This is a genomic window from Psychrobacter sp. NG254 (assembly GCF_015277735.1).
GTDB lineage: Bacteria > Pseudomonadota > Gammaproteobacteria > Pseudomonadales > Moraxellaceae > Psychrobacter.
In genome coordinates this window covers 229,236-253,316 of record NZ_JADHDA010000004.1, presented here as the reverse complement: position 1 = coordinate 253,316, position 24,081 = coordinate 229,236, and the positions used below count along the sequence as shown (strand labels likewise).

13 protein-coding genes are annotated in these 24,081 nt (G+C 44.3%); 10 read left to right on the top strand and 3 right to left on the bottom strand.

The window, feature by feature from the left end; genetic code table 11:
• Nucleotides 1-60 precede the first annotated feature (60 nt).
• Complete coding sequence (gene sat / locus IP510_RS08500) at nt 61-1,311, bottom strand: sulfate adenylyltransferase (RefSeq protein ID WP_194364354.1); 1,251 nt, start codon at nt 1,309-1,311, stop codon at nt 61-63.
• A 348-nt stretch (nt 1,312-1,659) separates the two neighbouring features.
• Between sat and IP510_RS08495 the strand changes: the two genes are divergently transcribed.
• From IP510_RS08495 to IP510_RS08470, 6 genes are all read left to right on the top strand, one after another.
• A complete protein-coding gene (locus IP510_RS08495) occupies nt 1,660-3,351 on the top strand; it encodes a nitrite/sulfite reductase (protein WP_194364353.1) in 1,692 nt (563 codons plus the stop codon).
• Complete coding sequence (locus tag IP510_RS08490) at nt 3,344-3,964, top strand: DUF934 domain-containing protein (protein WP_194364352.1); 621 nt, start codon at nt 3,344-3,346, stop codon at nt 3,962-3,964. The genes IP510_RS08495 and IP510_RS08490 overlap by 8 nt, the downstream gene beginning before the upstream one ends.
• 84 nt (nt 3,965-4,048) lie before the next feature.
• Nucleotides 4,049-4,687, top strand: a complete 639-nt coding sequence (locus tag IP510_RS08485) for a phosphoadenosine phosphosulfate reductase family protein (RefSeq protein ID WP_194364351.1) — start codon at nt 4,049-4,051, stop codon at nt 4,685-4,687.
• A gap of 288 nt (nt 4,688-4,975) precedes the next feature.
• Nucleotides 4,976-6,616: a siroheme synthase CysG gene (cysG, locus tag IP510_RS08480; RefSeq protein ID WP_194364350.1), complete on the top strand. Its 1,641-nt coding sequence runs from the start codon at nt 4,976-4,978 to the stop codon at nt 6,614-6,616.
• A gap of 170 nt (nt 6,617-6,786) precedes the next feature.
• Nucleotides 6,787-8,400, top strand: coding sequence for an exonuclease SbcCD subunit D C-terminal domain-containing protein (locus tag IP510_RS08475; RefSeq protein WP_413786474.1), 1,614 nt, complete (start codon nt 6,787-6,789; stop codon nt 8,398-8,400).
• Between the two features lie 88 nt (nt 8,401-8,488).
• On the top strand, nt 8,489-12,421 hold the full coding sequence (locus IP510_RS08470; protein WP_194364348.1) for an AAA family ATPase: 3,933 nt from the start codon (nt 8,489-8,491) through the stop codon (nt 12,419-12,421).
• A gap of 150 nt (nt 12,422-12,571) precedes the next feature.
• Here the strand turns inward: IP510_RS08470 and IP510_RS08465 are convergent, their stop codons facing one another.
• On the bottom strand, nt 12,572-17,419 hold the full coding sequence (locus tag IP510_RS08465; RefSeq protein ID WP_194364347.1) for an NAD-glutamate dehydrogenase: 4,848 nt from the start codon (nt 17,417-17,419) through the stop codon (nt 12,572-12,574).
• A 454-nt stretch (nt 17,420-17,873) separates the two neighbouring features.
• On the opposite strand from IP510_RS08465, the gene purD reads away from it, so the two are divergent.
• Together purD and IP510_RS08455 are read left to right on the top strand one after the other, a co-directional pair.
• Complete coding sequence (gene purD, locus IP510_RS08460; protein ID WP_194364525.1) at nt 17,874-19,202, top strand: phosphoribosylamine--glycine ligase; 1,329 nt, start codon at nt 17,874-17,876, stop codon at nt 19,200-19,202.
• A 552-nt stretch (nt 19,203-19,754) separates the two neighbouring features.
• Nucleotides 19,755-21,149: an ABC1 kinase family protein gene (locus IP510_RS08455; RefSeq protein WP_194364346.1), complete on the top strand. Its 1,395-nt coding sequence runs from the start codon at nt 19,755-19,757 to the stop codon at nt 21,147-21,149.
• A 274-nt stretch (nt 21,150-21,423) separates the two neighbouring features.
• Here the strand turns inward: IP510_RS08455 and IP510_RS08450 are convergent, their stop codons facing one another.
• The gene (locus IP510_RS08450) at nt 21,424-22,101 is read right to left on the bottom strand and encodes a DUF938 domain-containing protein (RefSeq protein ID WP_194364345.1); all 678 of its coding nucleotides are present in this window, start codon (nt 22,099-22,101) and stop codon (nt 21,424-21,426) included.
• Between the two features lie 313 nt (nt 22,102-22,414).
• Between IP510_RS08450 and IP510_RS08445 the strand changes: the two genes are divergently transcribed.
• On the top strand, nt 22,415-22,606 hold the full coding sequence (locus IP510_RS08445) for a DNA gyrase inhibitor YacG (RefSeq protein ID WP_194364344.1): 192 nt from the start codon (nt 22,415-22,417) through the stop codon (nt 22,604-22,606).
• Nucleotides 22,607-22,648: 42 nt separating this feature from the next.
• A complete protein-coding gene (locus IP510_RS08440) occupies nt 22,649-23,830 on the top strand; it encodes an aspartate aminotransferase family protein (protein WP_194364343.1) in 1,182 nt (393 codons plus the stop codon).
• Nucleotides 23,831-24,081: the final 251 nt, after the last annotated feature.

Here is a 24,081-nt window from a genome sequence, read left to right as displayed (position 1 = left end):
AAGTCTGACACCTTTTTTACGACTGGCTTAGTACGAGTTATTTATCCTGATGATCTGCCTTTATACTGCAGATGCACCCGTTAATTTAACTTCAGTACGCTCATCAATAGCGATACCAGCGTAATAATCACGCAAAATCTGTAGCACTTCTGGGCGGCTAAAGTTCTCTGGTACATCTTCATCTTCCGATAGTGCTTTACGCAGCTTGGTACCTGATACTTTAACGTGCTCAGAGGCATCATGCGGGCAAGTTTTGTCTGACGCCATCGCATTACAAGCGTTACACCAGAACGTCCAGCCAATTTTGAGCGGTTGGGTGATAAGGTCATCTTTTCCAACGTGTTCAAAAATCGTTTGCGCATCAAACGCACCGTAGTAATCGCCGACACCAGCATGGTCACGACCGACAATCAGGTGGCTACAGCCATAGTTTTGACGGAATAGCGCATGTAGTAGCGCCTCACGTGGACCGGCATAGCGCATATCCAACGGATAACCCGCTTGGATCACGGTATCTTGTCTAAAGTAGTTATCGATCAAGGTTTTAATAGCTTCTTGACGGACGTCTGCTGGGATGTCACCAGGTTTCAATGCGCCTAATAATGAATGAATCAACACACCATCACAGATCTCAATCGCAATCTTGGCCAAATACTCATGTGAGCGGTGCATTGGGTTACGCGTTTGGAATGCGGCCACTGTTTTCCAGCCTTTAGCATCTAAGATTTCACGCGTTTCTGCTGGCGTTTTGTAGATCTCTGGATATAGTGCTGGGAACTCACCTTCGCTTAATACTTCAACGCTACCGGCAATATTGACGGCTTCTTGGCTTAGAACTTGTTGAACGCCTGGATGCTCTGAATCCGTAGTCGTAAATACTTGCTGACACTCATGCTCTTTATCGATGGTATAAGTCTCTTCTACCGTCAAGATACCCATGACTTCGCCATCTTGAGCGACCAATGCTACTTTGTCGCCTTGGCTCAAATTATCCGCAGTCTCTTTTGGCGCAGACAAAGTGATAGGGATTGGCCAAAATAAACCCGCGTTGTCACCGCTTTGCAAGCGCATGTTGTCTACCACACCCTGCCAATCCGCTTGATTCATAAAACCATTTAACGGAGTGAAACCGCCGATACCGAACATGATTAAATCGCCGCGCTCACGTGAGCTTAAGGTAATAGATGGCAATGTGCTGGCAAGCTCTAATGCTTGAGCACGTGCATCATCATTTAATAGTAAAGGTTTAAGCACGTCACTACCATGCGGTGGAACGAGTTTTGACTGGGTCGGAGCTTGAGTTTGAGTCATATAATTTTTAAAACCTCTTAAATAAAAGCATGGTCGGAGAAAATAAGTTGCTGTAAAGTGTCGCTTATATAGGCGGCCACTAGCAAAAGCTAAATAAAGCAATAGTCATTAGAAGAGTGATAGCAATCAGGCATTGAATTCGATACGCATAGGCTACCTAACTTTCGTTATGAAAATTTATGCTGTGTTTGGATATGGATATGTCTGAAAGGAATTTATGATTTTGAGTACAAGCTTATATGATGTATAGCTGAATTATTTACATTGTGAACGGCAATAAAACCTATTACACACGCAAATCATTTTCGTCGCTGATTTTAAGATTAAAAACAAAACTGAGATTACGTCATGTATCAATATAATTACGCTGACCAGACTTTGGTAGAGGAACGAGTTGCCCAATTTCGCGACCAAACCGAGCGATTTTTGGCAGGTGAGCTGCCAGAAGAGCAGTTTTTGCCATTGCGATTGCAAAATGGCCTGTATATCCAGCGTTATGCGCCGATGTTGCGTATCGCCATTCCTTACGGTTTGCTTGCCAGCTATCAATTGCGCAAATTGGCCGAGATTACTCGTAAGTATGATAAAGGCTATGGGCACTTTACCACGCGTACTAATATTCAGCTGAACTGGCCAAAGCTAGAAGATGTGCCAGATATCTTAGCTGAACTAGCCTCAGTACAGATGCATGCTATCCAAACCTCAGGCAACTGTATCCGTAATACCACCACTGATCCATATGCTGGTATTCATAAAGAAGAAATCGCTGATCCACGTCCTTACTGTGAAATTATCCGTCAGTGGTCAACCTTCCACCCTGAGTTTGCTTTTTTGCCGCGTAAATTTAAGATTGCTGTCATCGGGACCAATGATGACCGCGCGGCAACTCAAGTACATGATGTCGGTCTACACGTAAAAACCAATGACGAAGGTGAGATTGGTTTTGAAGTATTGGTTGGTGGCGGTCTAGGACGTATTCCTGTCCTTGGTAAAGTTATCAATAAATTCTTGCCGCGTCAGCATCTGCTGAGTTATTTAGACGCCATCTTGCGTGTCTATAACTTGCATGGTCGCCGTGACAAAGGCAGTAAATACAGATCACGTATCAAAATTTTGGTCGAAAGCATGGGCGGTCCAGCCTTTGCCAAATTGGTCAATGCCGAGTGGGAGGCTCATACCAAAGATGGCCCATTGACTTTGACTGATGAGAACTTTGCAACAGCGACTGGTTTCTTTAGTGAGCCTGACTATGCATCGTTTGACGCACTACAAGTACAGTCTGAGCTACAACAGCAACTGAGCGCTGATAAAGATTTTGCCAACTGGTACAACCAAAACACCGTAGCACACAAAATAGCTGGCTATCGTGCCGTGGTTATTTCTCTCAAAGCAGGCTTGGTCGATGGCAAATATGTGCCATCCGGTGATGTCAGTGAGTCACAGATGGATGCACTGGCTGATCTTTCTGACAAATACAGCTTTGGTGAGCTGCGCGGTACTTATCAGCAGAATCTAGTATTTGCTGATGTGCAAACCAATAATCTTTATGAGTTATGGCAGCAGCTAGCAGAGTTGCATTTAGCGCGCGCAAACATCAATACCTTAACAGATATGATTGTCTGCCCAGGTTGGGATTACTGCTCGCTTGCCAATGCAACGACGCATAACATCGCTGAACAAATCGAAAAGCAGTTTGATGACTTAGACTATCTATATGACTTGGGTGAGATTCGCCTCAACATGTCTGGCTGTATCAATGCTTGTGCGCACCATCATACAGGCGATATTGGTATCTTGGGCGTCGATAAGAAAGGCGAACATTGGTATCAGATCAGCCTTGGCGGCAACTCTAGCGACGATGCCAAACTTGGTAAAATCCTAGGAAAATCTGTGCCTGCCTTTGAGGTCGCAAACACCATACAGCAGATCGTTGATGTCTATGTGGACTTACGTGCCAGCACTGATAACGATGTAGAGAGCTTTGGTCAATTGGTTGAGCGCGTTGGTATTGATCCATTTAAGGAGAAGGTCTATGGCTAATCACCATATTTTGGACAGTCATGGCGTCGATATTGGCAGTCAAGATACGTGGCATGTACTCACCACTGATGCGCTACCAGAGAGCATTGTATCGACTAACATTACGTTGCTTGAGCTACTACAAAAACAAGAAAAACCTGACGTCATTGTGCCGCTCGCTGATTTATTAGACGAATCAGGCGCACAAGCTGGTGGTCTGATCAAAGAAGTTTATGAGCTGATCGTGCAACACAGTAGCCGACTTGGATTGTGGGTTACTGCCGATACTGACGCTGATGCACTAGAAGGACTTAGTGAGTTCTTATCAAAGCAGGCGCTTATCGTGATTGATGTGCCAAAATTCGCTGATGGTCGTCACTTTAGCTTTGCACGTACGCTGCGCCAAGTTGGTTATACAGGCGAGATTCGAGTGGCTGGCGCGTTTGGCCGTGATCAAATTGCTTATATGCTACGCACGGGCGTTGATAGCTTTGTATTGAGCGAGCATGACCTAGAAGCAGATTCTAAGTTTGGCATTGAGCAAGCCTTTACTGCTCTTGCCAGTAGCTATGATGGTCGAAGCGCTTCAGATTTACCGATGTTTGCACAATCGTCAGAGACTTCAGTCGCATAGTTTTAGCGCTGACCATAATTTTTATAGTAATACCTAATATCTCTAATCAATAATTTTATATTAACAACCATTAAGGAACGTATTATGAGCCAATTACACCCAAGCCTAGACCTCGATCAAGCCAACCAAGACTTGCAAGGTAAGTCACCTGAGCAAATCGTTGAGTGGGCACTGACTCAAGCAAAAAACCCAATCATCACGACCAACTTCCGTCCTTATGAATCAGCGATTTTGCATTTGGTTGCTAAACAGCGCCCTGATATCACAGTATTGTGGGTAGACTCAGGTTATAACACTGATGCTACTTATCAGTTTGCCAACAAGCTGATCAAAGACTTGAACCTAAACGTTGTTACCTACATCCCTAAGCAAACCGCTGCGCACCGTGACGCGACGATGAATGGTATCCCAGGTATCGACAACCCTCAGCATGACGAGTTTACTGATCAGGTAAAACTAGAGCCATTCCGCCGTGCATTAGATGAGCTAAAGCCAGATGTTTGGTTCAATGCTATTCGTAAGGATCAAACTGAATTCCGCCAAGGTCTTGATGTACTTAGCCTGTCAAAAGACGGCGTGCTAAAAGTAGCACCATTGTTTGAAAAAAATGATGCTGATTTAGATGTTTATTTAGATGAGCATAACCTACCGAACGAGCATGACTACTTTGATCCAACGAAAGTAGAAGAAAGCCGTGAGTGTGGCTTGCATACTCAGCTATAGTAAGGCGCTGACTATAGCGATTGTTTGTTGAACAATAGCTATATAAATAAAAAAATCCCGCTTGGCTCTTAAAGAGTCGTTAAGCGGGATTTTTTTGTGCCGTGTTCTACCTGTATTCGATACTGACCGCTATTCCTATTATTAGCGAAAATAGGTATTAATATCTCAAAAACGAATATGTTAATGCCAATTCACTAGGTGAGCATAAGCCTGTGATACCTCATAATGGCGGCATTCCTTATATCTTTTCTACCTTTTATAATAAACAATTAAATATATGGTGACACTATGAACACCTTCCCGCTATTTTTTAAATTAGAAGACCGCAAAGTGCTCATCGTGGGCGGCGGCGAAGTGGCACTGCGTAAAGCGGATTTGCTCAGCCGTGCAGGTGCCTGTATCACGATACTTGCACCCGATATCAGCCACGAGCTACAAGCTTTGCTGACTGACGATAAGCACCAGTTTATCTATGAGAATTATAATAAAACTTATATGGCAGGCGCACGGGTAATCATTGCCGCGACTGATGATGAGACGCTCAATCATCAGATTCATGCAGATGCCACTGAGCTAAACATTCCAGTCAATGTGGTTGACACGCCGCATTTATGTGACTTTATCTTTCCAGCCATTATCGATCGTAATCCTATCGTGATTGGTATTTCATCAAATGGTAAAGCGCCTGTATTGGCACGTCTATTACGGGCACGTCTTGAGACATTAATCCCGCAAGGCTATGGTAAATTGGCTAAGCTGGCAGGTGACTTCCGCAGCGAGGTAAAAGCCAAAATACCAACGCTCACTGGACGTCGTCAGTTTTGGGAGCGTGCGTTTGAAGGTCAGGTCAGTCAGCTGATGTTCGCTGGTAATGAAACGGAAGCCACTGCTCAACTGCAAGCAGATTTGGATAGTACCGCCGCTGCTATCAGTAAGAAAAGCGACGATGCAAATGCGGTAAAAGAATCAGACACGATTGCTCCTACTCTATCTGATGAATCAGAAAAAGAGTTACCAGCCGTTGGTGAAGTATATATCGTTGGCGCAGGCCCTGGTGATCCAGAGCTGTTGACATTTAAAGCACTGCGTTTGATGCAACAAGCAGATGTGGTGTTTTATGATGCGCTGGTCTCACCGCAAGTTTTAGACTTATGCCGCCGTGATGCTGACAAGGTATTTGTCGGTAAAAAACGCAGTAACCATACGGTCGCGCAATTGGGTATCAATGAGCTGCTCGTCAATCATGCCAAACAAGGCCGCCGTGTCGTGCGCTTAAAAGGCGGCGATCCGTTTATCTTTGGTCGCGGTGGCGAAGAGATCGAAAGCCTGCGAGCAAACAATGTGCCTTACCAAGTCGTACCGGGTATCACTGCAGCCAATGCCGCTGCTAGCTATGCAGGCATTCCGCTCACCCACCGTGATCATTCACAATCAGTACGTTTTGTGACAGGGTTTTTGAAGGCTGGCGCACCCAACAGTAATTTTGAGAGTTTCTTAAATACTGATGAGACGGTCGTATTTTATATGGGTCTGCACTCGCTGGCACGTTTGACCGAAGGCTTGATTGAGGCAGGACGCAGTAGCGAGACGCCGATTGCCATCGTCTCTAATGCGAGTATGCCCAATCAGCAAGTATTGACGGGCACGCTTGCAACGATTGTGGCTCAGCAAGAACAGGCGCAATTGCCAACGCCTGCTCTACTCATCATGGGCGACGTGGTCAGTTTGCATCATGATTTGGCGTGGTATAATCTGCAAAATCAGCAGCATAGTCAAAACAGTGATGATATAGCCAAAAATTGGTTGCGTGAAGGATCGAGAGGTGAAGCAGTGAAACAACCGATAGATCAACAAGCGCATGCCCTATCGATGGTCGCAAATCTTGCAACGCAGCAAGAAGATGGTCTGGAGCAATTAATTGTTGACTAGTGCTTACTGCTAACCTGCAAAATGCTTAGTGTTAAAGAAGAAAACCCTACCAGTATATTATTGGTAGGGTTTTCTTTTGGCAACAGCGCAAACCTCAACGATTCTTGCTAGAATGAAGACTTTCTACTGCTCATACTTATAGTCTACTTATGTCCATATCCAACACTAGCATGTCCTCCTTACCTATGTCCGCCCCACTTACCATTTTGCACACATCCGACTGGCATTTAGGGCGCAGGCTTTACGGGCACATGCGCTATAACGAATTTGAATCGTTTTTAGGCTGGCTTGAGGAGACAATAACTGCCCAAAAGGTAGATATACTCATTGTGGCTGGTGATATCTTCGATACCATGACGCCTAGCAATAGAGCACAAGCGCTGTATTATGAGTTTTTGGGTAAGGTATCACGCTCCTGCTGTCAGCATGTGGTAATTGTCGCAGGCAATCACGACTCCCCGACTTTTTTAGATGCACCCAGCCAAGTGTTAAAGTTTTTAAACGTGCATGTCATTGGTACGGCTTGTGATAATTTGGACGATGAAGTATTGGTCTTGGGTGATGATGATAACAATCCTCATTGCATTATCGCTGCTGTACCTTACCTGCGTGATCGGGATGTGCGTAGCAGTAGCGCTGGCGAGTCTATGGACAGTAAAGACGCCAGCGTCATCAGTGGTATTTGCGCGCATTATGATGCGGTGGCGGCTATTGCCAAAGAGCATCAGCAAATCATTGCTAAATCCCACAATCAGCATATTCCTATTATTGCCACTGGTCATTTGTTTGCGTCAGGCGGTAGCACTACTGCCGATGATGGCGTTCGTGATTTATATATCGGTAATTTGGGGAAAATCTCTGCCGAGATGTTTGATGAGTGCTTTGACTATGTGGCACTAGGGCATTTACATGTGCCGCAGCGCGTGGGAGGCCGCGAGCATATTCGCTACTCAGGCTCACCGATTGCGATGGGATTTGGTGAAGCCAAGCAGCAAAAACAGGTCTTACTAATACAGTTTGGTGACACGTTAGAGGGTGTTAATACTAAACACAACAATGATCACATAGCCTCTGATATCTCTCAACTTATTAATGCAACTGCGAAGACAGATACATCAGTAGAGAAATCTGCGAACAAAAAAATAGCCAGCCAGAACACAGGATTTATGGATGACTTGTTCGCTTTTGAAGCAGAAGTAGAAACTGCACCAGAGCCAAAGCGAGAACAAGAAATAGAAGCACAATCACAGCGAAAAACCGAAGTAGAGGTGACTGTACCCGACTTCCCTTCTCTTACCGATTCAAATATTACCAATACGACCCCCAATTCAGATGTCACGCTGCTGCATCATGACGAAGCGCGTCAAATGCAGGTGCTCTCGTTACCCATCCCAAAATTTCAAAAACTGGCTCAAATATCTGGTGATTTGCTGGCTATTCAACAGACAATCGATAGCACTATCCAAGCTTTGGCACCGACCGAATCAGTTTGGCTAGAGATTATTTATACTGGCGACGATATCGTTAGTGATTTGCGCGAGCAGATTCAGGCCATAGTCACGAGCTTACCTTGTGAAGTGCTTAAAATAAAGAATACACGCACTTATAACAAGGTACTGAATCAAGAAGCGGCGTCCGAAACCTTGCAAGACTTGAATGAGATGCAGGTGTTTGAGCGCTGTTTGAGTGCCAATGAGGTGACAGATACGCAAAAGCTCATGCTACGTGATGCTTACGCACAGATTATTCATAACATTCATCATAAAGATACTCAGGCTGAATAAAACGCTTTGAGACTGATGCTTAAGTAAAACAAAAACCGTATCTTTGAATACCCACTTAATAACCATTACACAATAATAAGATCTTGCCATGCGACTGATTGAACTGCGACTTAAAAACCTAAATTCTCTAAAAGGCGAATGGCACATCGACTTTACAGATGCAGCCTTTATTAACGAAGGTATATTTGCCATCATAGGGCAGACGGGCGCTGGCAAGACCACTATTCTGGACGCGATTTGTTTGGCGTTATATAGCCGAACGCCTAGATTGGGTGATATCACTGGTTCAACAAACGAGATGATGACCCAAGGCACAGGCGAGTGCTCAGCTGAGGTGGTGATAGAGATTGGCGATAAACACTATCGCTGCTCATGGTATCAGCATCGGGCACGCAAAAAAGCCAAAGGTAACTTATTGCCTATCAAGCATGAAATCAGTGATGCACATAGCAGCAAAGTATTAGAAGAAAAAAAATCCAAAACAGCAGTATATATCCAAGATTTAATTGGCATGGATTTTAACCAGTTCACCCGCTCCATCATGCTGGCTCAGGGGAGCTTTGCCGCATTTTTAAAGTCCGATGTTGCCGACAGAGCCGCGATTCTGGAAAAAATCACTGGCACAGCGATTTATGCAGAGATATCCAAAAACGTTTTTGAAAAAAAACGACACGAAGAAAACCAGCTAGCCAAACTGCAAGCAGGCATTGATAGCTTACCGTTATTAAGCGCGGACGATGAAGCAAAGCTGCAAGCACAATTAACCACGTATAAAGACGAGCAAACTGTGCAGCGGCAAACACTTAAAACAGTGAGTAACCAGCTACAGTGGCTAGATAAAGTGACGGATTTACAGACCAATCTGACTCATTATGAGGCACTAGAGATCGATGCTGTGCAAGCCCAGCAAGGTTTTGTGCCAGAGGCTGCTCGTTTAGAGGCTGCCAATAAGGCATTGGAGATTGACAGCCCGTTTAGAGAACTGCTGTATAGCCGTAAAAAAGCGCACGATCTACGCACAGAACGAGAGGCGGTGGATCAACAACTGCCAATAGAGCAGCAGCAGTGTAAACAAGTCATGTCAGCATTAGAGGCTGCCGCTAGCGATGAAGTACAAGCAGCAACCGCGCTTCATGATGCCCTGCCCATTATCGCAAAAGTTCGTGATCTCGATAGCGAAGTCAACCAGCAAGCCCGTTCAATCAATGATGATACTGCCCATAAAAACAAATTGGCCGCTAACGTAGAAACCTTACGCCGCGATATAAAAGCGCATCAACAAACCGAAAGTAAGGCGAAAAACCAGCTGAGCGCTATAGATCAATTTTTTACTGATTACCCAGAGCTGGGTGACCTTGACACTGACATGGCCACTTTTGACAGCAACTGTGGCAGGCTGAGGACACTATTAGAAGATAATGCCAGCTTAGCAGTCGCTAAAATAACAGAGGAACAAAACACCAGCCAACTACAAGATAAAGCTGATGCACTCGCTCAGCGATTAGAGTTGGATAAGTCAATAATCACGCAGCAGCAGGCGCAGCTTACTAACTTACAGCAGCAACAATCAGCACTCATTAAACATCAATCCATTGCTAATATGCGTGGCGAGCAAGATCGCATTGGTCAAATAAGTAACCAAGTTGAACAAGTAGGCTTTAAGCTCGAGCGTTTGGCTGAACTGTCTGGCCAAATATACAAAAGCAAGCAGTTGATACCGACCTTAAATAAGCAATTAACTGCCCTAGAGGATTTGATGACACGTCATCAGTCAGACATCCAAGCGGCAAAATACCAACAGCAAGAAAAACAGGCACATTTGCAGCTACTACAAAAAGTGGCCAAGCTCGAAGATTATATAATCGAGTTAGAGGACGGCACGCCCTGCCCACTTTGCGGCGCGCATGAGCATCCTTATGGTACAAACCATCCACTGTTAGATCATCATACAAACAGTGAGACGTCTGATAGTAGTCAACCGTCTCAAGCCCAGCAGACTCAGCATAAAATCACTGAGATTCTGACGCTCATTGAAACTTTGGAGCAAACCTTAGCTGCTTACCGTGTCGATTATGCTACCAAGAAAGCCGCCTTAAGTAGTGAGCAGCAGCAACTAGAGAATCTGCAGGCGCAATCAAATACAGTCGCGAGTGATATTCACTCTGCTCTGTCCTCACTAATCCATCCTCAAAATGCGTATGATAAAGCATTGGCAGATACAATTCATCCGCTTGCTGAGCTTATGGATGCAATAGCGACTAGTATCTACGACACAGCGCGTGTTAACCAATTTATTGCTTTGTTAGACAGCGCTAAGCAGCAGCTCAATCAGCAAAAACAGGCTATTTATAAAGTCCTGACTGATTACGATGCCCGAGCCGAACAGATAGCCACCCTTAACAGCGCTATTGAAGTCGACGAAAAACAGCAACAGGCGTTAATTGACAGCATTAATAACTTGACCACTGACATCAAGCTTATGTCTCAAAAAAATGAAGGCATCACGGATAAAATCAATGCCAATTTCTCTGACATGTCTCCTATTATGGCGACTGTATCTACACAAGTAGATAAATATCCTACTGACAAATATGAAGATTATTTAAATACAGCACTTGACGCTGCAGAGGTTCAGGCAGCACTGATGCAGCTGCGCCGTAGTATTGAGACAAAAACAGTGTTATCTCAAGCTGAATACGACAATCATATTAACCCACTACGCCAACAGCGCGTTGCGCTTAACCTATTAAAGCAAACCTTTAATACTCAAATTGCCAAGCAACAGCAGCTCACTAACGATCTGAGTCGTTTGACGGCGCAGATTGGGGCCAAGCAGCAGCAGCTAGCATCTGATGAAATCTCGCTTGAACAGTTAGAGAACAGTCTTTTAGATAAAACGGTCGCGCATCAACAATCAAAAACGGACAGATATCATCTGTTTGCAGATAAAAACCCTGATAGCGAGAGCAATAGCCTGCACACAGCGCTAGATGAGGCCAAAAATAAAACAGCTATTTTGCAGCGGCAAGTAGACAATACTAGGCAAGTTTTCGAACAATCAAAAGTGCGAGCCGATCAATTAGCAGATGACCTCAATACTGCTACTACCGTACTCAATGAACAACAGACAACGTTTACGGCATTATTATCGGAATCACAGTTCGTGAGCGAGGCAGATTTTGAGCAGTCACTATTGCCAAAAGAGGCACGTGATGCGTTAAAAAATCGCCAATTTAGTATTGAGCAAGCCCTTAATCACGCCAAAGTACAGCTGCAGGCTACTCAGCAATCATTGAATGAACAGCTAGCGAACCCACTAACTGATGAGCCAAGAGACATACTCGCTGGCAAGTTACAAAATTTACAAACCGAGGTGGACACACGCTTTGGCGTGTTAGGGGCGATCGAGCAACAACTCAAAGCCAACGAACAGCAAAAAATCGCACAGAGCACGCAGAGTGTGGCCATTGCAGCACAGAAAGAGGCCATGCAAGTATGGCAACAGTTATATGACTTGATTGGCTCTAAAGATGGCAAAAAATACCGTACCTTTGCTCAAGGCTTAACCTTTCAGGTGATGATTGACCATGCCAATAAGCAATTAGGAAAAATGAGTGACCGCTACTTGCTGATTCATGATACAGACAATGCATTAGAGCTGAATGTGATTGATAATTATCAGGGCGGTGATATCCGTAGTACTAAAAATCTCTCAGGCGGCGAAGGATTTATTATCAGTTTAGCCTTAGCCTTAGGACTGTCGCAAATGGCCAGTCAAAACATTCGGGTAGATTCTCTATTTTTGGATGAAGGCTTTGGTACGCTTGATGAAGAATCATTAGATATCGCGCTCGATACCTTAACCAGCCTACAGCAAGAGGGAAAAATCATTGGTATTATCTCTCATGTGCAGGCTCTCAAAGAGCGAATATTGACTCAGATTAAGGTCGAAAAAATCTCTGGCGGCTTTAGCCAAATCAGTGGCCAAGGCTGTCGTAAGGTGGTCGCTGACGATGAGTAAGTATAAGGAGTCAAGTTGCTAGTGACTTCTTATACTTACTACGTTACGCTTATGACACTTAGTAAATCAACTAAAGACATAGCGTAAAACATAAAAAACCACCGAACATTAAGGACGGTGGTTTTTTTGTGAGACAGTTTGGGATTGATATTACTTAGTAACTAAACCACTAAGCTCACTCATCAATACTGACAAGGTTGAGAGACCGATTTGACCATCTTCATCACTACTGTGCAGATCATCTAGCTTTTGCATTTCTGTTGTCACTGCTGCAAGCTGATCAACGTGTCTGGCTCGCCACTCACTAAAGGCTTGCTTGGCATCTGGTTTTGAGAGTACCGCATCCATCAATAGACGCAAGCTGCGTGACAGCTCGTTCACTAGGGCGTGACGTGCACGGCGATCCCAGTAGTCTTGCTGTGGTAAATTGGCAATATTATCCATCATCCAATCTAGCTGCAACACCTGATATGCTTCAAAGTATAATGTGGCAATTTCATCAACAGGACGCTCGTATTGCTCAGCCAATAACGCCGCATCTAGGGCATCGACATGGTATGGCAGCATCGCAAATAAGGTAGCGTCATTATCAGACAGATCTTTTTGCATCAAACGAGTGGTATCTTCTTGTAGATACTGTGCAAACTGTTGCTCGATAAAGCCACTTGGCTTAGTCAGTTTTTCAACACTGTCACTAAAGCGGCCAATCATATCAGCGACTTGTAGGTTTTGACCAAAGGCGTTGATAAACCAGACCACACCGCGCTCAAGCGAATCACGTAGACGTAATTCAAGGTTGAGTAGTAGCTCAGCATCGACCTGATTGTCTAACGCTTCAAGCGCTTTCCATGCGCGTGATACATTGAATACATCACGGCTAATTGCGTAACCACGTACGATGGTCGCCAACGACTGATCCGTTTCTTCAAATAGACGGAACAGCGCTTCGATACCTAAGCGGTTGACCACACTGTTGGTCAAATACGTACTAATGATTTCGCGATGCAAGCGATGCTTGGTCATCTCATCAAAGAAGCGTGACGCGAGCTCATCTGGGAAGTACTTACGTAACTCATTGATGAAATACGGCTCATCTGGCAAATCAGATAACAATAGATTGTCATAGACCCACATTTTACCATAGGCTAAGACCACAGCCAATTCAGGATTGGTCAGACCTGTATCTGCTTTTTGACGCTTTGCAATCTCTTCATCTGATGGCAGATACTCAATTGCACGATCCAGACGACCTTCACTTTCCAGCATTTGAATAAAACGCTGATGATCACTTAGGTTAGCCGCTGCGCGAATATGGCTCAGCTCGATCGCTTGTGGTTGCAGATAGTTTTGACGCAGTACCAATTCAGCTACGGTATCCGTCATGCTCTCAAGCAACTCATTACGCTGCTTAAGCGTCATATCGCCTTGCTCAACCACTTTACCCAGTAGGATTTTGATATTGACTTCATGATCCGAGCAGTTGACGCCGCCTGAATTATCAATCGCATCAGTGTAAATGCGGCCACCCGTTTGAGCGTATTCGATACGGCCTTGTTGCGTCAGACCTAGGTTACCACCTTCCCCAACGACAGCAGCACGCAGCTCATTACCATTGATACGTAGCGCATCGTTCGCGCGATCACCAACGTCAGCATGCGTCTCGTTGGCGCTCTTAACATACGTACCGATACCACCATTCCAGACCAAATCAACCGGCGCTCGTAGTAAGGCGCTGATCAAATCATTAGGAGCCAGGCTGTCAGCTTGGATATCAAACAGCGATTTCATCTCTGGGCTGATGGCGATGGTCTTGTCTTGACGAGAGAATATACCGCCGCCTTGGCTGATGAGTGATGCTTCATAATCCGCCCACGATGAGCGTGGCAATTCAAACAAGCGCGCGCGTTCAGCATAAGAGGCTGCCGTGTCTGGATTAGGATCAATAAAGATATGCAAATGGTTAAAGGCCGCAACCAGCTTAGTACGAGTCGAGAGCAGCATACCATTACCAAATACATCTCCACTCATGTCACCGATACCGACAACCGTAAAGTCATCACGGTTTTGGATGTCCATGCCTTGCATACGGAAGTGACGTTTGACAGATTCCCAACCACCGCGTGCTGTGATACCCATGGCTTTATGGTCATAGCCTACTGAACCACCTGAGGCAAAGGCATCATCGAGCCAGAAGTTGTATTCTGCAGCTAAGGCATTTGCAATATCCGAGAACGTCGCCGTGCCTTTATCTGCCGCAACCACCAAGTAAGGATCATCTTCGTCATGTCTGACGGTGTTGGCTGGCGGGACGATAGTGCCATCGACGATGTTGTCTGTGACATCAAGCATACCACGCAAGAATGTCTGATAGCAGGCAATGCCTTCCGCTTGGAATGCTTCGCGACCATCAGCCATGCTTTTGGTTTTGACGATGAAACCGCCTTTAGAACCAACAGGTACGATTACCGCGTTTTTGACCATCTGTGCTTTGACGAGGCCCAGTACTTCGGTACGGAAATCTTCCATACGATCTGACCAACGCAGACCACCACGGGCGACTTTTCCGCCACGTAAATGCACGGCTTCAACGCGTGGAGAATAGACAAATATCTCAAACATTGGTTTTGGTTTTGGCAAGTTTGGAATGTCTGCTGCCAAGAACTTAAACGACAAGCGATCTTTACGCTGACCACTTTCATCTGTTTGATAAAAGTTGGTACGCACCATCGCATTGATCAAATCTAAGTACCAGCGCAAGATACGATCTTCATCTAAGCTATCGACATCAGCGAGTGCTGCTGTAATTTGCGCTTGGATTTGAGTAGTCTTCGCTTGACGATCGTCTGCACTATATTTGGGATTCATGCGTGCATCGAATAGACTGCCTAGTGCCACACTGATGTCGCTGTTTTTGACGACCGTCTGCTGAATGTAAGCACCAGAGAATGGCGCGCGTGCTTGTAGCATATAGCGAGACAATGCACGTAGTACCACCACATCATACGTATCGAGCTTAGTGGTCAGTACCAGCTCATTGAATGAATCACTCTCAACGCGTCCTGCCCAAATTTGCTTGAGGCTGTCTTCAAACTGACCACGTACCACTTGCATGTTGACGGTATCGACATGCTCTAGTGTCAGCTCATACTCTTGCATCCAGATAGGCTGCTCTGGCAGATCAAACTCATAAGTCTGTGCTGAGATAACCGAGACACCAAAATTCTCAAGTATTGGCAGTACTTTTGACAAGATAACAGGCTGCTCGCGACCATATAGCTTTAGATGTAGCTGATTGCTGGCATCGCCTGTTGACTGATACAAGTGCCAAAGCATTGGCTGCTCTGCTGTTAATCCAGCCAGACGCTTGGTATCTTCGACAGCGGTACGCGCATCGAAACGCTCTTGGTAAGCGGCAGGAATGTAATCTAAGAATCGACGATTTAAGGCATTGGCTTCTTGCTCGCCCACATTGTCGAGTAGCATTTTTTGATAATTATCATCCCATGACTGCATGAGTGCTGACAACTTGGCTTCAAGTGTTGCGATATTAACGTTATTCACTTGACCTGGCACAGTACGGACATGGACATGGACGCGAGCATGAGCAGATTCGTTGAACTCAGTAGTGAATCCTGATGAGGCACCGTTATAAGCGTCTTTTAGGACGTTTTGTACCTTGATACGCAGCTCAGTGTTGAACTTGTCACGCGGGATATAGACCAAGCACGACACAAAACGCTGATAATGATCGATACGGCTAAATAAGCGTAAGCTCTTTTTGTCTTGTAGCTGTGTGATACCTGAGACAATGGGGTATAACTCTTCCACGCTGGCTTGAAACAAGTCATCGCGCGGTAACGTATTGATCACATGCATCATTTTATGATGGGCATGGCCGTCACGTGGCAAGTCTGCCATCGCCATGATTTTATTGGCTTTTTCGCGTAGTAATGGTATTTGCTGTACTGTCAGCTGATACGCTTGTGATGTCAATAAACCAATAAAGCGATACTCACCGATCAAATTACCTTGATCATCGAATTTATGAATACCCAAAAAGTCCATATAGACCGAGCGATGTATCGGTGATACACGGCTTGATTTAGACAGCATCAGTACTCTTGGCTCAGTCAATAGCTGCTTTAACTCTTTAGGCAACTGACTAAAACTCTCTGAGAGCTTGTCTTCTTCAGAGCCGCGTAATAGACCAAGACCACTATTGCCAATGGCAAATAGATCCAAATCACTTGGTTCATTACTGACTGCAATTGCTTGACCACCTTCTAAGCGGTACTCACGATAGCCTAAAAATATGAAATGATCATCTAAGATCCAATCTAAAAACGCCTGAATTTCTTGTTGTGAGTAAAACACTTCTGGCAATGGCTTGGTAGACAGCTCAGTTTTGATGTCATTTAACTGTGCACGCATCTGTTTCCAGTCGCCCACAACGGTATCAAGCGTATCGATTTTAGACAGCAGCATGTTTTGTAGCGCATTCAAATCTGCGTTATCTTGATAGGCGATTTCGCAATGAATCAATGACAAATGCGAGGTCGCGCTTTCGTGTGCGCCTTCGACATACGTAATCTGACCATCATCGTCACGCTTAACACTGATGATAATGTTATAAGTGCGATGAACGTCGATACCTTCAGCTTCAAGGCTCATCAAAATCGTATCGACCAAAAACGGTCTGTCATAGGCAACGATTTGAATGACCGTGTGCGAGCTATGAAAATGCTGCTCTTCTGCGAGAGGGTTCAATACCGTCAGCTGCGGTTTACTGCAATCGTATTTTTTTAGCAGCGTGAAGTGGTGTAGCGCCATACCTGCTAAGTCGGCATTGCTAATAGACTCGGCCGTTTCTTGGTGCAGAGGCTGATAATAGCTATGAATGAAGTGATCAAATAAGGATTTGTCTTTTTGTACATAGCCGGTAGCAATATCGCTTATCTGGCTAATGCGCTCTTTTGCGATACTGAGGGAGTTTGGCATGTCCTGCGTCCTTTTTATAGGTTTGGTTTATCAATTATTTATGGGTTTTCATTAATATGTATTGGCTACTGATACCGCATATTTATCTTCGATTTATGTGGCGGTGGCAGTATATCCATTTATGCGATTTATTTCTCTGATTATGTCTAAAGATTTCTCCTTTTTTCTTATTTTTGTGAATAAATAGCCATTAGGATTCAATACCATCAATATAGTGAAGTGTAACGCAACTGCGGCGTGAGCTAAAGCGTACAACATCATTTCATGAATCAGCAACAATCCAATAACCTTTGCTCATGAGATAATAGGGATTAAAGCAGTAATATGGACGATTCGTGGCTGGCAGGTGGATACTCATAGTAATCATGGGTGTTTTTTTGTTAGAATATGGCGGTATATTTAAGAGCGTACGATTCGCTCATTATTAACTTTAATGCTAAGGGCAAAAAGCATGATGAATATTTTGGTGATTGGCTCAGGTGGTCGCGAACACGCATTGGCATGGCAGTGTGCAAAAGACGATAATGTAAAAAATGTCTATATCGCTCCTGGTAACGCAGGCTCTGCCCTTGAGCCAAAATGCCAAAATGTGGTCCTGACATCTGCTGAGACAGATGCGAGTGAACACAGCGCTGTCATCGCATTTTGCCAAAACAACGACATCGAGATGGTCATCGTTGGGCCAGAAGCACCTTTGGTCACTGGTATCGTCGATGCTTGCCGTGATGCTGGTATTAAAGCATGGGGCCCTACAGCATACTGTGCCCAGTTAGAAGGCTCTAAAACCTTTGCCAAAGAATTCATGGAACAGAACAACATTCCAACAGCCGCTTATCAAGGGTTCACAGAAGCAAACGCTGCCAAAGCCTATGTCGATAAGCAAGGCGCACCCATCGTCATCAAAGCGGACGGACTGGCGGCTGGTAAAGGCGTGATCGTCGCCGAAACCATTGAGCAAGCGCATGAAGCAATCGATGACATGTTGGCCGACAATAAATTCGGCGATGCGGGCAGCCGTGTGGTCATTGAGCAGTTTTTGCAGGGCGAGGAAGCCAGCTTTATTTGTATGGTTGATGGTGACAATATTTTGCCAATGGCAACCAGCCAAGATCACAAACGTGCTTTTGAAGGAGATACAGGGCCAAACACTGGCGGCATGGGTGCCTACTCTCCTGCCCCTGTGGTCACACAAGATGTTCATAATAAGGTTATGGCCCAAGTGATTCAGCCTGTGGTGGATGCCATGAATAACGCAGGTCACCCTTATACAGGGTTCTTATATGCAGGCTTGATGATTGACAAAGCAGGCGATCCTTACGTGATCGAATTTAACTGCCGTTTTGGTGATCCAGAAACACAGCCTATCTTGATGCGCTTGCAGTCATCAATGGCAGATTTGGTGGCTCAAGGGCTGGCTGGTCAATTGCCTAGCGAAGCCAAATGGGATGAACGTCCTGCGCTTGGTATCGTTGTTGCATCAAAAGGCTATCCTGAAACTTCATCGAAAGGCGATGTAATTACAGGCTTGCCAAAGCTAGACGCTAGCAACAACAATGCTGTCAAAGTTTTTCATGCTGGTACAGCATTCTCTGATAATGAAGCTGCGGACAATGAAAAAGAAGTGGTCACGAATGGTGGCCGTGTATTATGTGTGACAGCAATGGGAGACAGTATCTCTGAAGCTCAGCAAGCAGCGCTCGCAGTCACTGGCGCTATTAGTTTTGAGGGTGCACAGTATCGACGTGATATTGGTCATCACGCCATTGCTCGTGAAAACGTTTAGTCAAAGATTACTCATCTGACCATAAACTCTGTATTTGATGAGGGTACTATTTTTTAAGCCCATATCTTTTAAACCTATAGTCAAAGAAGTCTAAAATGGATACAAGGCAGCCGACCGAAGATTGTACAAGTAGTACATCTAGGGAGAATAACGCCGTAGCCGTTTAGCAGTTCTCTGACTATATCTAACTTTTTATACCTTATTTAGCTGATTATTAGACCTAGCATAATGCTAGGTCTAATTTTTTATATTGAAATATAAATATAAGCTGTCGCAGTTTCAGCATTGATCTATACATTGTCAGCAGTTGTTGACAAATTTATGCATGCAATAATTGTGAAAGTCATAAGACTTGTAGTCGAGTTCTCACTTATATTTTTTCTTAAGCGGCAGCCTGCGTTATAGCTTACAAAGTCACTATCAACGACTGACCTATGCTCGTAAACCCAGTACCTTTTATATGATACAATTTTGTACCCGTGCATCACATCTCCCTTGTATTGTAGGTTTCAAACCCGCAAATCAATACCAACTGGATGAATGATTATATTTATGGCAAATGATACGTCTAAAAAATTCAGCAACAAGCAATCAATCGATAACTTAAAAACCTCAGGGTTTGATCGTCGAATGTCGATTGCCAAAACTTCCCTAAACATTGGTCGTCGTTGGGCGGGTAATAGTGTGTCTGGCATGTTTTTGAATAAAGAAGCTCGAACAGCGCGTAATCAAGCATTCATGGAAGCACAGGCCAATTATCTTGCAGCAGAATTGGGTAAGTTAAAAGGCTCAGTGGTCAAGATCGGCCAAATGCTGGCCATATATGGTGAGCATATTTTACCGCCAGAGATTACACGGGCGTTGCAAACGCTTAATGATGACACGGCAACACTGACATGGCCGACCATTGAAAAAACGCTGCGCCAACTGTTGGGTAATAAGATGAGCGAGCTCGACATCGACCCCGTTCCTATCGGCACAGCCTCTCTTGCTCAAGTTCATCGTGCCACCGTACTCGCAACTGGTGAACAAGTTGTCTTAAAAATTCAGTATCCAGGTGTGGCAGATGCTATCAACTCTGACCTTGCTTTATTCAAGCAGTTATTGAAAGTCAGTAACATCGTTCCCCAAACGCGTGCCCTCGATGCATGGTTTGAAGAAATACGTGACCTACTCCATCACGAGGTTGATTACGAAGCAGAAGCCTCTACGACTGAACGCTTTTATGAGCATTTGAGTGGTGATCCGCGTTATATTGTTCCTAAAGTCAACCGAACTTATTCAAAAAAACGTCTGCTGTGCATGTCCTATGAGCCCGGTATCACTGTGGTCTCTGAGGCCCTACAACTTTTGCCACATGAGCGTCGTAACGCGATTGGTCAAGCTGCTATCGAAATTATGATGCAAGAAGTGTTTGTATGGGGTGAGATGCAGACCGATCCCAACTTTGGCAACTACCTTGTTCGAGTTAGCGAAAATGAAGACGATATCGACAAGCTGGTTTTGCTAGATTTTGGTGCTGTCCGCCAGTTTGATGGCAATCTACTTACGATTGCTCGCGGCTTATTAAGAGCAGGATATCGTCACGATCATAAAGCGATGACACTTGCGATGACAGGATATGACTTTTTTGATAGCATGAGTGATAAAGTGCGCTCTGATATCGCCTCATTATTCTTATTAGCGACTGAGCCCTTTAGTGATCCTGCACAAAATGATGATATTCCCACGGACTGTCTCGATGATCAAAATCGTTATATCTGGGCAAACAGCAAACTGCACTCACGGCTATCTACTAAAGCCACTCGCGCAATGCAATCTTTCGAGTTTAATCTACCACCAAAAGAGTTTATGTTCATTAGCCGTAAGTTTATCGGTGCTTATACCCTTTTGACGGTGTTAGATTCTTACACCAACTCGAATAATCTAGTTAAGCCTTATTTGTAAGCTTAAATAATGCACATTTTTGGCCGTCTTTTTGTGACGGCTTTTTATTTAATTCATTTTTATTTGCTTAGGCTATTTTATAATTATAGCTTATAACTACTGAGAACTAGCATCGATATAGCAGGTGCTACTGATATCCATTTTTCTTGCATATTACAGGCAGGCATGCAGAAGCTATGAATGAAATTTACCAATAGTCGCACAGTGAGCTCGTTCTATTTAGACTGTATTTTCTTATGAGTCACATAGATGATCCTTCATATTACTGCTTAGGCTATTTTTTGATATCCGGAGTGCTAGGCTGCCAATGATCAAATCTGGTTTTATACCATTTTGGTTTTCGGATACTAAGCTCCCAACACACCTCTTGCCTTGCTAGATACTTTACTTCAAAGTGAGTGCGTTGACTGTCTTTCGGAACTCGGTAACGAACACTTGGTAAGCACCATACCTTGGTTGCTTGACGCTCTGCATCATTCATATACGCTTCTATATTGGTGACCAGTATCACCTCTCCATCTACTTGTAAGCGTGACAATAAAAACTCAAAAAAAGGCATGTTTAACCATTGTTGATTGGGATTATGTTGTTCAGGATTGGGATAAAGAATAAATATTTTGGCCAGACTGTTGGGTTTGATAGCGTGTACCGTCCATGCAATCGCGTCAGCATGGATCGCATCTAAGTTGCGTAGTTGTTGTGATCTAGCCAATTTTGAAAAGGCCTCAAACTTGTTACGTGTTCGCTCTATCGCTATCAAATGCTTATCAGGATTCTGTAAAGCAAAGCTGAGTGCATGCTTGCCCTTCCCTGCCCCAATCTCTAATATTAATGGTGTTTCATCTTCAGTATCAGCGATTGTTTTTGGTATGATAAAATCTCGCGGTGCGCTGAGCTTTTGTGGTTGAAAGGCACGCTCTTGCTGATGCGTAAGCTCAATGTTTTCAGTCATTCGTTATCCTTAAAGCATTTGTCTTTTGTCATTATTCGGCCCCATGCTATTATATAGCCTATCTGATTGAATAGTAATATAGCGACAGCAACTACGTGTCACTCCATCGTCATTTAGGTGATAATCTATAGAATTTATCGTCTGTGATATGCGAATGATACTATCGTTAACCCTATATAAAAGAAGCATAGAAAAATTGAATAACAGCGCTATAAATAGCAAATGAATTAATCAGTAGCCTGAGCAAAACTGACTTATTTTATTTTTATAACCTTGACCAAATAATAACACTAAGGACGTATCCTACTTTATTATGACTGACTCTAGCCCACAAAAATCCCCCAAAACCTATCCTTGCCCGCGCTGCAGCACTCAAACCACATGGCAGGACAATAAGTACAAACCCTTTTGTAGTAGTCGCTGCAAGCTTATCGATTTAGGTGCTTGGGCAAATGAAGACTACACATTGCCTGCAGAAACCACGCCTTTCTCCGACGAGCTATAACTCATACCTTCTATACCATTTCTCATACCAAGGATGCCTTACATGTCTGCTACTTACCTGATGCCTACTTATAACCGTCAACCAATCAGCTTTACACGTGGTTCAGGCAGCTGGCTCTATACCAAAGATGACACTCCCTACTTAGACGCACTCACTGGTATTGCAGTGTGCGGACTGGGTCATTGCCACCCACAAGTGACTGAGGCCATTCAACAGCAAGCTGCCACGCTCGTTCATACCAGCAATCTATTTGGTATTGACTGGCAAGAGCGTGCAGGCGAAGCACTATGTACAGCAGCCCAGATGGACAGCGTATTTTTTGCCAATAGCGGTGCAGAAGCAAACGAGGCTGCATTGAAGCTGGCAAGACTGTACGCACATAAGCAAGGCTTTAAACGTCCCAAAGTCATCGTCATGGAACAGTCATTTCATGGCCGTACATTGCTGTCCTTATCAGCCACTGCCAATCCAAAGGCGCGCGAAGGGTTTTATACTTTAGATGATGATTTCATTCGTGTAGCTTTTGGTGATATTGATGCTGTTAAACAAGCCGCTTTGGATCATGACGATATTTGCGCTATTTTTGTCGAACCTATTCAAGGTGAAGGTGGTCTCAATACTGCGACCAATGGCTTTACCTACTTAGAGGAGCTACAAGCAGAGTGCGATGCTCATAACTGGCTATTTATGCTTGATGAAGTACAAACTGGTAATGGCCGTACTGGTAAATACTTCGCTTACCAGCACAGCAAGGCTCGCCCTGATGTATTGACGACTGCGAAAGGCTTGGGTAATGGCTTTCCGGTAGGAGCCTGTATGGTACGTGGCCGTGCCAATGGATTGTTTGGTGCTGGCAGTCATGGCTCCACTTATGGTGGTACGCCACTTGCTAGCCGTGTGGTGCATAGTGTGTATGATGTACTGACTAATAGCGACATTATGGATAACGCGGTCAGTGAAGGATCATTTATTCGAGAAAGCATGGTCGATACATTTGGACAACATGGCGTCAGTAGTCGCGGTGCAGGGATGATGATTGGTATCGTTTTGCCTGAAGATATGGACTGTAGCCAACTAGTAGATCGTGCACGTGATGAACAAAATATGATCATCAACGTTACTGGTAGCCATGTGATACGTTTACTACCGCCTCTTAATATGAGCCGAGATGAGAGCACACAGGTTGTCGAGCGTTTGACAGCTTTGTTAAAGCCCTCATTTTAGACCATAACCTAGTAATCATCGTAGAATAAATATCAAAAAAGCCTATCAATCATTAGTGATAGATAGGCTTTTTGCTAAGTGCAATTTAGAAAATATTGATTGTATTAAATATTTGATCATTATAGAAATAATCATAAGCATATAACTTGTAGTTATGACGCTTATCATGACTAATCTTATAGCTAATTCAAATATATCTATAGTCAAAGAAATCTAAAATTAATTCAATGCAGTCAACTGCAGATTGTACA

Excerpts from the sequence above, each read along its gene's own strand:
- IP510_RS08455 (WP_194364346.1), top strand. The coding sequence starts at position 19,755 with ATGGCAAATGATACGTCTAAAAAATTCAGCAACAAGCAATCAATCGAT.
- IP510_RS08440 (WP_194364343.1), top strand. The coding sequence starts at position 22,649 with ATGTCTGCTACTTACCTGATGCCTACTTATAACCGTCAACCAATCAGC.
- IP510_RS08495 (WP_194364353.1), top strand. The coding sequence starts at position 1,660 with ATGTATCAATATAATTACGCTGACCAGACTTTGGTAGAGGAACGAGTT.
- IP510_RS08475 (WP_413786474.1), top strand. The coding sequence starts at position 6,787 with ATGTCCTCCTTACCTATGTCCGCCCCACTTACCATTTTGCACACATCC.
- cysG (WP_194364350.1), top strand. The coding sequence starts at position 4,976 with ATGAACACCTTCCCGCTATTTTTTAAATTAGAAGACCGCAAAGTGCTC.
- IP510_RS08450 (WP_194364345.1), bottom strand. The coding sequence starts at position 22,101 with ATGACTGAAAACATTGAGCTTACGCATCAGCAAGAGCGTGCCTTTCAA.
- IP510_RS08445 (WP_194364344.1), top strand. The coding sequence starts at position 22,415 with ATGACTGACTCTAGCCCACAAAAATCCCCCAAAACCTATCCTTGCCCG.
- IP510_RS08485 (WP_194364351.1), top strand. The coding sequence starts at position 4,049 with ATGAGCCAATTACACCCAAGCCTAGACCTCGATCAAGCCAACCAAGAC.
- IP510_RS08490 (WP_194364352.1), top strand. The coding sequence starts at position 3,344 with ATGGCTAATCACCATATTTTGGACAGTCATGGCGTCGATATTGGCAGT.
- sat (WP_194364354.1), bottom strand. The coding sequence starts at position 1,311 with ATGACTCAAACTCAAGCTCCGACCCAGTCAAAACTCGTTCCACCGCAT.
- IP510_RS08465 (WP_194364347.1), bottom strand. The coding sequence starts at position 17,419 with ATGCCAAACTCCCTCAGTATCGCAAAAGAGCGCATTAGCCAGATAAGC.
- purD (WP_194364525.1), top strand. The coding sequence starts at position 17,874 with ATGAATATTTTGGTGATTGGCTCAGGTGGTCGCGAACACGCATTGGCA.
- IP510_RS08470 (WP_194364348.1), top strand. The coding sequence starts at position 8,489 with ATGCGACTGATTGAACTGCGACTTAAAAACCTAAATTCTCTAAAAGGC.